Source organism: Kribbella sp. NPDC004875, assembly GCF_042873375.1.
Lineage (GTDB): Bacteria > Actinomycetota > Actinomycetes > Propionibacteriales > Kribbellaceae > Kribbella.
Window position 1 is genome coordinate 106,404 of the sequence record NZ_JBIALI010000004.1, and the last position, 12,627, is coordinate 119,030.

At 70.5% G+C, this 12,627-nt stretch carries 12 protein-coding genes; 7 read left to right on the plus strand and 5 right to left on the minus strand.

Annotated features, from left to right (window positions below; all coding sequences use genetic code 11):
• Window positions 1–67: 67 nt before the first annotated feature.
• A complete protein-coding gene (locus tag ACFYRH_RS22845; protein ID WP_387778611.1) occupies window positions 68–694 on the minus strand; it encodes a LysE family translocator in 627 nt (208 codons plus the stop codon).
• A gap of 119 nt (window positions 695–813) precedes the next feature.
• Here ACFYRH_RS22845 and ACFYRH_RS22850 point away from each other — a divergent pair, with 119 nt between their 5' ends.
• Together ACFYRH_RS22850 and ACFYRH_RS22855 are read left to right on the plus strand one after the other, a co-directional pair.
• Window positions 814–2,115: a BNR-4 repeat-containing protein gene (locus ACFYRH_RS22850; RefSeq protein ID WP_387778614.1), complete on the plus strand. Its 1,302-nt coding sequence runs from the start codon at window positions 814–816 to the stop codon at window positions 2,113–2,115.
• 23 nt (window positions 2,116–2,138) lie between these two features.
• Window positions 2,139–3,308 carry an MFS transporter gene (locus ACFYRH_RS22855; RefSeq protein ID WP_387778617.1) on the plus strand — a complete coding sequence of 390 codons (1,170 nt, stop codon included), beginning with the start codon at window positions 2,139–2,141 and terminating at the stop codon, window positions 3,306–3,308.
• On the opposite strand, the gene ACFYRH_RS22860 is transcribed toward ACFYRH_RS22855, so the two are convergent.
• Window positions 3,274–3,858, minus strand: coding sequence for a TetR/AcrR family transcriptional regulator (locus ACFYRH_RS22860; RefSeq protein WP_387778620.1), 585 nt, complete (start codon window positions 3,856–3,858; stop codon window positions 3,274–3,276). The genes ACFYRH_RS22855 and ACFYRH_RS22860 overlap by 35 nt on opposite strands.
• A 79-nt stretch (window positions 3,859–3,937) precedes the next feature.
• Here ACFYRH_RS22860 and ACFYRH_RS22865 point away from each other — a divergent pair, with 79 nt between their 5' ends.
• On the plus strand, window positions 3,938–5,011 hold the full coding sequence (locus ACFYRH_RS22865; protein ID WP_387778622.1) for a serine hydrolase domain-containing protein: 1,074 nt from the start codon (window positions 3,938–3,940) through the stop codon (window positions 5,009–5,011).
• Here ACFYRH_RS22865 and ACFYRH_RS22870 read toward each other — a convergent pair.
• Window positions 4,980–6,428, minus strand: coding sequence for an alkaline phosphatase PhoX (locus tag ACFYRH_RS22870; RefSeq protein WP_387778623.1), 1,449 nt, complete (start codon window positions 6,426–6,428; stop codon window positions 4,980–4,982). The two genes, ACFYRH_RS22865 and ACFYRH_RS22870, sit on opposite strands and share 32 nt — an antisense overlap.
• Window positions 6,429–6,579: 151 nt before the next feature.
• Here ACFYRH_RS22870 and ACFYRH_RS22875 point away from each other — a divergent pair, with 151 nt between their 5' ends.
• The gene (locus ACFYRH_RS22875; RefSeq protein WP_387778625.1) at window positions 6,580–6,969 is read left to right on the plus strand and encodes a hypothetical protein; all 390 of its coding nucleotides are present in this window, start codon (window positions 6,580–6,582) and stop codon (window positions 6,967–6,969) included.
• Window positions 6,970–7,144: 175 nt separating this feature from the next.
• Here ACFYRH_RS22875 and ACFYRH_RS22880 read toward each other — a convergent pair whose 3' ends face one another.
• Window positions 7,145–8,419, minus strand: coding sequence for a S8 family serine peptidase (locus ACFYRH_RS22880; RefSeq protein WP_387778627.1), 1,275 nt, complete (start codon window positions 8,417–8,419; stop codon window positions 7,145–7,147).
• Between the two features lie 49 nt (window positions 8,420–8,468).
• Between ACFYRH_RS22880 and ACFYRH_RS22885 the strand changes: the two genes are divergently transcribed.
• From ACFYRH_RS22885 to ACFYRH_RS22895, 3 genes are read left to right on the plus strand one after another with little or no spacing between them, the layout of a single operon-like run.
• Window positions 8,469–11,072: a CHAT domain-containing protein gene (locus ACFYRH_RS22885; protein WP_387778629.1), complete on the plus strand. Its 2,604-nt coding sequence runs from the start codon at window positions 8,469–8,471 to the stop codon at window positions 11,070–11,072.
• A 57-nt stretch (window positions 11,073–11,129) separates the two neighbouring features.
• Window positions 11,130–11,714, plus strand: coding sequence for an RNA polymerase sigma factor (locus ACFYRH_RS22890; protein ID WP_387778631.1), 585 nt, complete (start codon window positions 11,130–11,132; stop codon window positions 11,712–11,714).
• Window positions 11,715–11,720: 6 nt separating this feature from the next.
• Window positions 11,721–12,182: a hypothetical protein gene (locus ACFYRH_RS22895; RefSeq protein WP_387778633.1), complete on the plus strand. Its 462-nt coding sequence runs from the start codon at window positions 11,721–11,723 to the stop codon at window positions 12,180–12,182.
• 9 nt (window positions 12,183–12,191) lie between these two features.
• On the opposite strand, the gene ACFYRH_RS22900 is transcribed toward ACFYRH_RS22895, so the two are convergent.
• Window positions 12,192–12,623 carry a VOC family protein gene (locus ACFYRH_RS22900; RefSeq protein WP_387778635.1) on the minus strand — a complete coding sequence of 144 codons (432 nt, stop codon included), beginning with the start codon at window positions 12,621–12,623 and terminating at the stop codon, window positions 12,192–12,194.
• Between the last annotated feature and the right edge of the window lie 4 nt (window positions 12,624–12,627).

Sequence of the window (12,627 nt, forward strand, 5' to 3'; positions counted from 1 at the left end):
TCTTCGCGACTCGGCGGGGATGACGCTGCGGAACCGGGTGAACCGAAGCGGTCGAGCGAGTGGGTGGTTAACGGAGTAACGCGAGGCGTACGCCGAGGCCGATGAAGATGCCGCCGGTGGCGGTGTCGATGCGGCGGCGGGCGGTACGGCGGGAACGCAGCCAGCCGCCGATTCGCCCGGCGAGTACGCCGACCGTCCCGTCGACCAGGAACTCCAGCACGATCAGGATCGCACCGAGGACCGCGAACTGCAGCCCCACCTGCCCGCGCTCCGGCACCACGAACTGCGGGAGGAACGCGATCGTGAACGTGACCATCTTCGGGTTCAGCAGGTTCGTCGTCAGCCCGGTGAGGTACGCCTTCCGCCCGGGCATCGCAGCCGCCGGCGCGTCGTCGACCGGGTCGTTCCGGTGCCGGATCATCTGCACCCCGAGATAGATCAGGTACGCCGCTCCGGCGATCCGGACCGCGGTGAACGCGACCGGCACCGCCGCGAACAACGCCGCCAGCCCAGCCGCCGCGACCCCGACATGCACGGCCTCACTGGTCGCCACCCCAGCCGTCGCGAGCAGACCGGCGCGCGGCCCGCTGCGCATCCCGCAGCCGAGGACGAACAGCATGTCCGGCCCCGGCGTGATCATCGCGACCGTGGTCGTCAGCAGGAACGCGAGCAGAAGATGCTGGTCGATCGGCATACCTCGATCGTCGCACTCGTTCCCCTCCGGCTCCCACTCACGGAGCCGCGGCATGCAACCTGACCACATGCTGGCAAACGCTTACCGACGAGCGGCGAGCTCTGCCACACTGGGTGTCCATGACTTCGCCTCTGGTGATCAATGACAACGGTGCTTGGTGCTGGTTCCAGGACGAGCGGGCGGTGGTCGACCCGGACGGCGGCGTACTCGTCGTCGGGTCGATCGCCGCGCCGGAAGGTCCCGGTGGGGACGGCCGGGCCGGCAACGTCGAGCTGACTGTGGTCGATCTGCGGTCCGGTGCGACCGAGGTCGTCGTACTGCACGAGCGGTTCGAGGCCGACGACCACGACGTGCCGGCGTTGTGGCGGCGGCGCGACGGGCGGTGGCTCGCCGTCTACACCAAGCACAAGACCGACGACCTGACGCGGTGGCGGGTGAGCGAGCCCGGCGATCCCCGGAAGTGGGGCCCGGAGCAGACGTTCGACTGGAGTGCGTACACCGGCGGCCGCGGCGTCACGTACTCGAATCTGCATGAACTCGACGGTCGCCTCTACTGCTTCGCGCGCGCCGTGAACGACGACCCGTGCGCGTTGGTGTCCGATGACGAGGGCGACAGTTGGACGTACGCCGGGAAGCTGTTCACCCGCCCGAAGATCGGCTACGTCAACGGCTACACCCGCTACGTCTCCACGCCGAAGCGCGTCGATCTGATCACGACGGACCACCACCCGCGCGACTACAACAACTCGATCTACCACGGGTACCTCGAAGGCGGCGCGCTGCACCGGAGCGACGGGACTGTCGTGGACGAGGTCGCGCTCGACGCGGACGCGCCCTCGCAGGTCGAGCTGACCACGGTCCTCGCCGCCGACTCGGTCTGGGACAGCGAGCCGATGACGCACTGCTGGACGACCGACATCCGCCGCGGCGACGACGGCACGATCGCGGCGGTCCTGACGGCTCGCCACGACACGCCGGAGAAGCCGGAGGACGCCTTCGAGCGTCTGCACCCGGTCCCCGACCACCGCTTCTTCTACGCGCGCCTCGCGCCCGGCGGTACCTGGCAGGTCCACCAACTGGCCAAGGCCGGCCACGGTCTGCTGCCGCACGAGAACGACTACACGGGCCTGGTCGCGATCGACCCGTACGACCTCGACTCGCTGTACGTCTCCACGCCGATCGACCCGCGCGACGGCTCCGCGCTGACGCACCACGAGATCTTCCAGGCCCGTACGGCGGACGGTGGCGCGACGTGGACGTGGACGCCGATCACCGAGAACTCGACCGGCGACAACCTCCGGCCGATCGTCGCGCCGGGCGATCCGGGGCGCGTCCCGCTGCTGTGGTTCCGGGGCGAGATGACGGCCTCGCAGCACTACGCGTGTGAGGTCGTGCTCCTGGATCGGCCGCGACAGACATAGTAACAAGCGGTACTATCTCACCCATGAGCGTGCCGGTTCGGCGGTTGTGGGTGGCGGTGCTGTGTGGATACCTCGCCTTCGGGGCCGCGTTGCAGGCGCTGCCGTCGTACGTGCCGAGCAGGTACGGCGGTGGCGCGTTGGCCAGCGGGACCGCGGTCGGGATCGCGTTCCTGGCCACGGCTCTCGGACGGCCGTTCGCGGGGCGGCTGGCGGATGCGGGGCGGTCGCGACCGGTCGTACTGGCCGGGGGAGTGCTGGCCGCGGTTGGGGGCCTGGGGCAACTGGTGGCGCCGAATCTCGTGGTGCTGCTGGTCGCGCGCCTGGTGATGGGCGCGGGCGAGGCCGCACTGTTCTCGGCGGCGCTGCCGTGGGTGCTGGCGGGAACCCGGATGGCGCATCGGGGAAGGCTGGCCGGCTGGTTCGGCCTCTCCATGTGGGGCGGTCTCGCCGGCGGCCCGGTCATCGCGACAATCATCACCACCGCCGGAGGCGGAGCACGTGGTGTGGGTGGTGCGGGTGGGAGTGCTGTGTGGTGGGCGGTGGTCGTGTTGTCTCTCGCCTCGGTGGTGCTGGTGCTGACGACCCGTCGAGAGTCGGGGCGTGACGAGCCGTTGGATCGGGTTCGGACCATCCGGGATCTGGTCCCCGTCGGCGTTCCGTTGCCGGGAGCAATCATCGGCCTCGCCGCCTACTGCTACGGCACGGTGGCCGCTCTGCTCGTCCTGCGGCTGCGGGCCGACGCGATCGGTGCCGACAACATCGCCCTCGCCGTGTTCGCGCTCGCCTTCCTCCTCGTCCGCTTCGCCGGCAGCCCGTTGGTCGACCGGTACGGCGGCCGCGTCGTCGCGACCGCGACCGTCACGATCGAGGTGATCGCCTTACTGGGCCTCGCGCGAACGCACAGCCCCGCCACCGCGCTGATGTTCACCGCCCTGGCCGGCGTAGGCATGGCGCTGATCTACCCGTCGTGCGTATCGATGACGCTGGACCGGGTCCGCGGCCTGCGACCGGGCGTCTCGATGGGCGTGATGACCTCGTTCTGGGATCTCGGCGTGATGGTCGCAGGCCCGCTGGGCGGCCTCACGGCGGACCGCGCCGGCTATCCGGCAGCGTTCGGGCTGGCTGCCGCGGCGGGAGTCGCCTGCGTTGCTGTACTGCTCAGAATGCCGCGTCCAGCAGTGTCTCCACGATGACCCGCGCCTCCGCGCCGAGCCCCGGATCCCGATCGACCGCACTGATCAAGGTCGCCCCTTCCAGTACGACGACCAGCTGCCGCGCCGTCGTCGCGGGATCGCGGGCGCCGGCGTCGGTGAGCAGGCGCTCGAAGAGCTCGCGGTAGAAGGCGAGATGCTCCTGCGCGAGCCGGCGCGGCGCCCCGTCGTACCCGCGGTCCTCGGTGGCGGCGTTCATCATCGCGCAGCCGCGGAACCCGGACTCGGCGTACCAGGTCGCGACCAGGTCGAAGACGGCGAGGATCTGGTCGCGGCCAGGGGGCGCGGCGGCGACGGCCTCGTGGTGCCAGGCGCGGACCCGGTGCGTGCGGTCGGTGAGGACGGCCTCGATCAGGCCCTCCTTGGAGCCGAAGTTCTTGTAGATGGTCAGCTTGGACGCGCCGGCCGCCTCGACCACCTCGTTGATCCCGGTCGCGTGGATGCCGCGGCGGCCGAACACGTCCGCCGCCGCCTTCAGGATCCGGGCCCTGGTCGCCTCCGGGTCCAGTCGTTCGCCTGCCTTCACCGGCATCGGCTCACCACCTCCGGTCCCAACAATACCGATCGGTGTTATCTGGACGTAGATAAGAACGATCGGTACCATCAGTGCCATGTGGACAGCAGCAGGATTCGAGGACGTCGCCGAGGCGTTCGAGCGCAACTTCGTCGAGCGCGGCGAGGTCGGTGCGGCGTTCGCGGCGTACCACCAGGGACGGTTGGTGGTCGACCTGTGGGGCGGGACCGCCGACCCCGAGACCGGACGGGCGTGGGACCACGACACCATCCACCTGATGTTCTCGGGCACCAAAGGGCTCACGACTGCCTGCGTTCTCCTGCTGGTGCAGCGCGGCCAGGTCGCACTGACTGATCCGCTCAGCCGGTACTGGCCCGAGTTCGGTGCCGAGGGCAAGGAATGGATCACGATCGCCGACGTGCTGTCCCACCAGGCGCGGCTCCCACACGTCGAGGCGGGGTACGCCGACCTTCTCGATCACGACGTGATGGCCGCACACCTGGCCGCGCAGGCGCCGTCGGCCGATCCGCGCGCCGGGTTCGTGTACCACGCGATCACGTGGGGCTGGCTGCTCGACGAGCTGGTACGCCGGGTCGACGGCCGCACCGTGGGACGGTTCTTCGCCGAGGAGTTCGCCGTACCGCTGGAGCTCGAGGTTTGGATCGGCTTGCCCGCGGAACTCCAGTGGCGGGCAGCGACGATGGTCGCGCCCGACGGTGTGCTGTTCGACGGCCCGAATCCGTTGTGGGTGCCGGGTGCCGAGAAGATCTGGAACAGCGAGGAGTACCGGTCGGCCGGGCTGGCCGCGGTCGGTGGGTACGCGACCGCGCGCGGGATGGCGCGGTTCTACGCGTCGCTGCTCGGTGAAGTGGACGGCGTCCGGGTGCTGGCGCCGGAGATCGTCGAGCTCGGGCGCCGGGAGATCCGGCGCGGCATCGAGCCGACGTGGGGGAGTCCGATGGCCTACGGAGCCGGGTTCGAGTTGCAGACCGGCGACGGGCCGGCGGACGCGTTCGGTCACGCCGGAGCCGGCGGTTCGCGGCACGGCGCGTGGCCGGGCCGCGAGACCGCCTACTCCTATCTGATGAACGAGGTGCGCTCGGCGCCGGACGAGCGCGCCCGCACCCTGCTGGACGTGCTCAGCCGAGGTAGTCGCGCCACGGGCCGGTGATGGCCAGCGTGATCCCCGGGGTCTGGATGTTCACGAACAGCACCTTGCCGTCCGCGGAGAACGCCGGGCCGGTGAACTCCGAGTCGTTCAGCATATTCCGGGCGATGGCGTACGTCGGGCCACCCGGCGTCGCGCTCAGCACGTGGCTGCTGGCCTGACCGTCCTCGGCCAGGATCAGCGAGCCCCACGGCGTCACCGTGACGTTGTCCGGGCCGTCGAAGTTGAGGTCGTCGTACTTCACGTCGGCGCGGCTCTTGTTCGCGGCGGCGTTCTCCGGGAAGTAGGTGACCAGCTGGATGGTCTGCTCGGCGTAGTTGTAGAACCAGACCATGCCGTCGTGCGGAACGGCGTCGGCGGGCAGGTCGGCGGTGCCGGACTCGGCGTACGAGTTCACGACGTACACGCCCTGCTTGGTGCCGAACACACCCTCGAACTTCTTCCCGCGGGTGATCTGGCCGTCGGTGAACTGCTTGCGGACCGACGTGGTGGCGCCGTCGCGGTCCGGCACGGCGACCCACTTGACCCGGAACGGGCGGAGCAGCTGGGCCGAGGTCAGGTACGCGACGTCCGGGATCGGCTTGCCGTCCTCACCGAGGATGGCCAGCGCTTCCAGGGTGCCGAAGTCCTTGTCCTGCAGGTCCTGCCAGCTGCGCGGGCCGAGCTTGTAGCCGCGCGGCGCCGACCAGCGGTAGAAGGTGCCGTTCGGGCCGGAGGCGTCCTCGGACAGGTAGACGTGCGTGCGGTCCTCGTCGATCGCGAGCGCCTCGTGCGCATACCGGCCGAGCGCCTTCAGTGGCACCGGGTGCGCGGTCTTGCCGTCGCCCCAGACCTCGAAGACGTAGCCGTGGTCCTTGAGACGGGTGGTGCCGTTCGCCTTGTTCTCGGTCTCCTCGCAGGTCATCCAGGTGCCCCACGGGGTCGGACCGCCGGCGCAGTTCGTCAGCGTGCCGGAGATGCCGACCCACTCGCCGAGGTTCGTGCCGTCCTTGTCGACGTCGATGACCGTGCAGCCGCCGGCCGCACCGACGCCCGCGTCGTAGACGGTGCCCTCGACCTGCGGTACGCCGAGTTCGGACGCGCTGCCGATCTCGTGGTTCTGGATCAGCTGGTAGCGGCCGTGGCCGGTGCTGAAGACCGCCGTACCGTCGTGCAGGAACGGCGTCGGCTGTCCGGTCTTGAGCTTGGTCTGGCCGGCCTGGGTGACGATCCGGTACTTGAACCCGGCCGGGAGCGCGAGCAGGCCCTTGGGGTCGTCGAGCAGCGGCGGGAAGGGCCGGTGCTGCGGGAACGGCGAGCGGTCGGCGTGCGACGCGGGCGCGGCCTCGGCGAGTGTCGGAACGGCGCCGACGGTGCTGAACCCGACTCCGGCGGCGCCGACGGCGGCGCCGCGGAGGACGGAACGACGATCGACTGACATGGTGTTGACTCCTTGGAAAAAGCGGTTCCCGAGTTGTCCAGATCAAATCGGTCGTGGACTGACGGCTGGGAAACAACACCTGAACAACATTCGTGCGATCCATCTGCAACGAATACACACGCCCCGGCGTCTACTGTGGGAGGTGATGGTGATGCGCACAGTGAGCGTCGTGCTGCTGGTGGCCGGACTACTGGTTGCTTGCGGCAATGACCCCGGACCGGGAGGGACCCCGTCGATGACCGATACCCCCACAGGCAGTTCCGCGAGCAGCGTGCCGCCAGGTGGACCCGCCGACCAGGCCAAGGCCGACCTCGCCCAGCGGCTCGGCGTGGACGCCGCGCAGGTGAGGTTGGTCAGCTCCGAGGAGGTCACCTGGCCGGACGGCAGCCTCGGCTGCCCCGAGCCCGGCATGCGCTACACCCAGGCCTTGGTGCCGGGGAACCGGACGGTCCTCGAGGTCGACGGCAAGCAGTACAGCTATCACTCCGGCGGGAGCCGGGCGCCGTTCCTCTGTGAGCATCCGCAGGGCCCGGCGCGTTGAAAAGTTTCCTCGTGACGGGGTGTATCAACGCCCGCCGGGGGCGACTCCGCAGAAATGGGGGGAAGCCTTCGGGCCGTTGCGGGGAGGAGAGCGGCACGGAGGCGCGTAGAGGGGGGTGACGCGGTGCGGATGCTTGGCCGATGAGGCCGGGAGTCCGCACCGCGCCAACGTGCGGCTACGGCTGCCCGAGTGATGCGAGCGCGTCGCCGGCCCGCAGGACCGGGCCGGTGCCAGGTTCTGGTTGGGACAGGGCGAAGGCGAGCAGTGCGTCGGCGGCCTGCTTCGCGTTCTCGCCGGTGACCGACATCCGGCCGGCGATCAGGCCGGCCACGAGCGGCGTCGCGAACGACGTACCGCTCCAGCGGGCCATGCCGGCGAACGAGCGCAGCTGGCCGGTGTTCGGCGGTTCGGTGCATTCGTAGTCGCCGGTGAGGAACGCGTTCACCAGGTTCTCGCCCGGTGCGTAGACGTCGACCCAGCCGCCGAAGTTGCTGAACGACGCGCGGTCACGGCCGTTGCCGCCGAGCGCGCCGACGCCGACGGTCTCCGGGAACGCGGCCGGCCAGAAGTAGTCGCGGCTCGCTTCGTTGCCCGCGGCGGCGACCAGCGTGAGGCCGTTGACGCGGGTCAGCCGGGTCCGGATGAAGACGTCCAGGCCGAGCGCCGGCAGGTCGAAGCGGGTCCGCGTCCCGGCCGACAGGCTGATGATGTCCGGCGCCAGGTCGAGTACTTCGTCGAGCGCCTGCGCGAGGTCGAACTCCCACATCGCCCCGGCCGTCGTGAAGTAGCTCTTCACCACGACCTCCACGTTCCGCGCGATCGCCCGCAGCACCCCGGCGATGAACGTCCCGTGGCCCGCGTACGGCCGGATCCGCCCGGACCCGTCGAACGCGTTCTCCGGATCGCCCGTCACCCCGTTCAGCCAGTACGCCGCCGGCGCGTCGGACCACCCGACGTCCAGTACGACGACCTTCACGCCGCGACCGTCCGCGGCGCCCGCGGGCAGGAACGGGGTCGGCAGCACCGGGTCCGGCGGGATCCCCGGCGGGACTTCCTCGGGCTCGGTGGCCGGGCACGGGCTCACGCTCGGAGTCACGTAGAACAAGTGCTCCGGAGTGACCACGCCACGGCCGAGCCGCAGGTCGGCGTACTTCAGGAATCGTTGGGTGGGCGAACGATCCTCGGGTGCGTCCGCCGGGACCTTGTCCGGCAGTTGCAGCCGGGTCACGCCACCGATCCCGCCGTCGGCCGGTCGTCCGCCCTCGAACAGTTCGACCACTCGGGTGAGGTCCTCGTCGCGGACCAGCACCACCCCGGTGCGGTACAGGTAGCCGGCCCCCTCGGGGCGTTTCTCCCAGTCCTCCGGGTAAACCTCGACCGTGCGCCCGAACGCCTCGAGAATCAGCTCGATCTGGGCGATGTACTTTCGCTCGGTCGTTTGATTTTCCATTTCCGGCATTTCCCCCTCAGTCGATCGAAATGACCGATATCATTCCAGAATGCCGACGGCCGGGGGGAGTGCCGAAGCGGCGGAAAATCTGCTGCCGCTCGCCTTGTCACGCCCGCACGACGCGATCGCGGCGGCCCGGATGCTACTCGCCGCCGACCCGGCCGCCCGCGAGGCGTCGATCGCACACCAGGCCTGCGGGATCGGGCTGCGCCAGCTCGGTGACGTGACCCGGGCCGTGCGCGAGTTGCGCACCGCGCTGCGGCTGGCCGAGCAGTCCGGGCGGTCCGAGCGGGAGGCGGATGTCCTTGCCACGTTGGGCGCAACGCTCGGCCGGGCCGGTCGTAGCCGTGAAGGGCTCGAGCGCCTGGACCGGGCCGTCGACCTCAGCCGCGGTGCGCTGACCGGGCGGGTGCTGTTGCGGCGGGCCGACGTACTGCTGGTGCTCGGGCGGCACCGGGAGGCGCTCGACGATCTGCGGTCGGCGATCACCCGGTTGCGGCGCTCGGGTGACCAGGTCTGGGAGGCACGGTCGCGGAACTACCGCGGATTCATCCAATTGGCAATGGGTGGGACGAAACGCGCGGACGCGGATTTCGCAGTCGCGGAGAAGTTGTACGCCGCAACGGGTCAGGAGTTCGAGTACGCCGAGGCGCGGCAGAACCGTGGTCTGGTCGCCTACGCGCGCGGCGATCTGCCGGCGGCGTTGCGGTATCTCGACGAGGCGGGTCGGCGGTTCGCCGCCGTCGGGGTGGTCTGGCCGGATCTCGCGATCGACCGGTGTGGCGTCCTGCTGGCTGCCGGGTTGAGCGCCGAGGCGCTGGCGGAGACGGATCAGGCGATCGCCCGGATGGATGCCGACGGCGGTCCGGCGACCAAGCGCGGCGAGCTGCTGTTCGCAGCGGCGACGGCTGCGTTGGCGGCTGGGGATCCGCTCGCGGCGCAGGAGCGGGCCGAGCGGGCGCGGCGGTCGTTCTCGGCACACCGTCGGGAGTGGTGGTCGGTGCGGTCGTCGCTGGTGTTGCTCGAGGCCCGTTATCAGGCAGGCGAACGCGGGCCGCGCCTGCTGCGCCGGGTCCGCGAGGTCGCGCGCCGGCTGGACGTGCTGGGTGCTTCCGAGGCGACAGCCGCGCATCTGCTGGCGGGGCGGATCGCGCTGGCCGACGGGCGGACGCGGACCGCGGATCGTCAGCTGGAATTGGCCGGCCGGCACGCGAAGGACGCGCCGCCCATGGCACGGAGTGCTGCGTGGCTCGGGAAGGCGTTGCGGGCCGAGGAGCGGGCGGATGTTCGCGGGATGTTGGCGGCGTGTGGTCGTGGTCTGGACGCGCTGGACGAGCATAGGTTGTCGATGGGCGCGACCGAGTTGCGTGCGTTGGCGACCGGGCAGGGTGCCGAACTGGCGCGGCTGGCGTTGCGTGACGCGGTACGGCGTGATGATGCGCGGCGGTTGCTGGTGTGGGCCGAGCGGTGGCGGGCGACGGCGCTCGAGGTGCCGCCGGTGCGGTCGCCGGACGACGTACAGCTCGCGGAGGAGCTGGCGGCGTTGCGTGATGTCGTACGGCGCTCGGACGCGGATCCGGATCCGGCGTTGGACAAGGAGCGGCGGCGGCTCGAGAAGGCGGTTCGCGATCGGGCGTTGCTGGCGCAGGGCGGTGGCTTGGGTGCTGCGGCGTCGCGGCTCGACCTGGATGAGTTGGTCGGTGCGCTGGGCGACACGGTGCTCGTCGAGCTGGTCGAGGTCGACGGGACGCTGCACGCGGTGGTGGTGCGGGACGGCCGGATCATCCGCCGAGAGGTCGGCGCATTGGCAGGCGCAGCCCTCGAGGTCGAACGGTCCCGCTTCCGCTTACGCCGCCTGGCTCACGGCCGGCTGCGAGCGGGGCAAACAGGACCGTCGTTGGACGTGTTGGGGGATCGGCTGGGGGAAGCGATTCTCGGGGGCGCGTTGGAGTTGCTCGGGGATCGTCCGGTGGTGATGGTGCCGCCTGCTCGCTTGCAGGCGTTGCCGTGGGGATTGGTGCCAGAGCTCGCTGATCGACCGGTCAACGTCGTGCCGTCGGCGGCGGCCTGGGTGCGTGCTCGGCAGGTGCGGCCACCTACTGATCGGCGGGTGGTGCTGGTGCTCGGCCCCGGGTTGTCCGCGGGTCGCACCGAGGTGCTGCGGTTGGCGGAGCAGTACCCGGACGCGACCGTGCTCGCCGACGGCGACGCGACCGCGGAGAAGGTACTGCGGGAACTCGACGGCGCCTGGATCGCGCACATCGCCGCGCACGGAACCTTCCGCGCGGACAGTCCGCTGTTCTCGTCGCTGCGGCTCGACGACGGGCCGCTGACCGTGTACGACTTCGAGCGGCTGCGCAGGGCGCCGTACCGGATGGTCTTGTCGAGTTGCGATTCCGGGCTGGCGAAGCCGGTCGGGGCGGACGAACTGCTGGGGTTGAGCAGCAGCCTGATCCCGTTGGGCGCGGCCGGGATCCTGGCCAGCGTCGTACCGGTCAACGATCCGGCGACCGCTCCGCTGATGCTCGCGCTGCACGACAACCTACGCGCCGGGCAGCCGTTGGCGGCCGCGTTCGCCGGTGCCCGGTCGGCGGCGCGCGGGGATCCGGTGGCGCTGGCGGCAGGGCGATCCTTCGTCGCGCTCGGGGCCTGAGTTTTGTATCAGCGGTGGACTGCATCGGCTCTGTACAAGTGAGTGGAGGGGGACGGCATGCGGGACGATCCGTCGGTCGTCGACCTGGTCACCCGAGCCAGGGACGGCGAGAAGAGCGCGTGGGACGAACTGGTCGAGCGGTACGCACCGCTCGTCTATTCGGTCTGCCGCCGGTACCGGCTGACGCAGCCGGACATCGACGACGTCGGGCAGAGCGTGTGGCTGCGCCTGGTCGAGCACCTGCCGGGGTTGCGGGAGCCGGCCGCACTGCCGGGCTGGATCGCGACCACGACCCAACGCGAGTGCTTCCGGCTGATCCGCTCGACGAGCCGGGTCGAACCGGTGGATCTGGCCGAGTCGGCCGACGTACCCGAGCCGGCGATCGCGGAGGAGGAAGTACTGCGGCACGAACGCCGGCGGATCCTCCGGGCCGCGTTCGCCGAACTCTCGCGCAAATGCCAGGTGCTGCTCGCGTTGCTGATGCAGGACCCGCCGGCGCCGTACGACGAGATCGGCCGGACGCTGCGGCTGCCGATCGGCAGCATCGGGCCGAACCGTGCCCGCTGCCTGACCAGGCTCCGGCAGACCCCCGCGCTCGCGGTGCTGGTCGCGGACGGACCCGACGAACCGACGAGGAGGTGAGAGACCGTGCTGGACCCCGAGTGGAACGACGACGAGAAGTTGATCGAGGCCCTGCGGGACGCGCTCGCGTCGGCCGGTGAGGTGCCGGAGTCCTTCGTCGAGGCAGGCAAAGCGGCGTTCGCGTGGCGGACGATCGACGCCGAGCTGGCGGCGCTCACCTATGACTCGGCCTGGGACTCGCTGGACGCCTTGGCGATCCGTTCCGAGAGCGCGATCCTGCGATCGCTGACCTTCGCCTCGGACGGCTGGACGGTCGAGGTCGAGCTGACCCCGGACGCGGTCCTCGGGCAGCTGGACCCACCCGAGTCCGGGACGGTCACCGTCCGCGGGGCCGGTGGCGGCCTGCCGACCGCGGAGATCGACGACCTCGGGTTCTTCGTCCTGCGCCCGCCACCGACCGTGCCCTACCGGCTGACCTGCACCACGGCCTCCGGTACGACGATCCTCACCGGCTGGATCACGCCCTAGCTCTACCGCTCAGGCGGCGAACACCTGTGAGTCGTCCGCGAACGCCTTGAACTCCAGGGCGTTCCCGGCCGGGTCGAGGAAGAACATCGTCCACTGTTCACCGGTCTGCCCCTGGAACCGGACGTACGGCTCGATGACGAACTCGGTGCCGGCCGCCTTCAGCCGCTCGGCGAACGCCTGGAAGTCCTCGACGGTCAGGATCAGCCCGAAGTGCGGCACCGGTACGTCGTGACCGTCGACGGGATTGTGGATGCGCTGGGCCCGCTCGGGAGCGACATGGGTGACGAACTGGTGGCCGCGCAGGTTCCAGTCGATCCAGGTGCCGGAGCTGCGGCCCTGTTCGAGGCCGAGGACCGTGCCGTAGAAGTGCCGGGCCGCGTCCAGGTCGTCGACGAGCATCGCGAGGTGGAAACGGGGGATGGGGGAGTCGAGAACGGTCATGGCG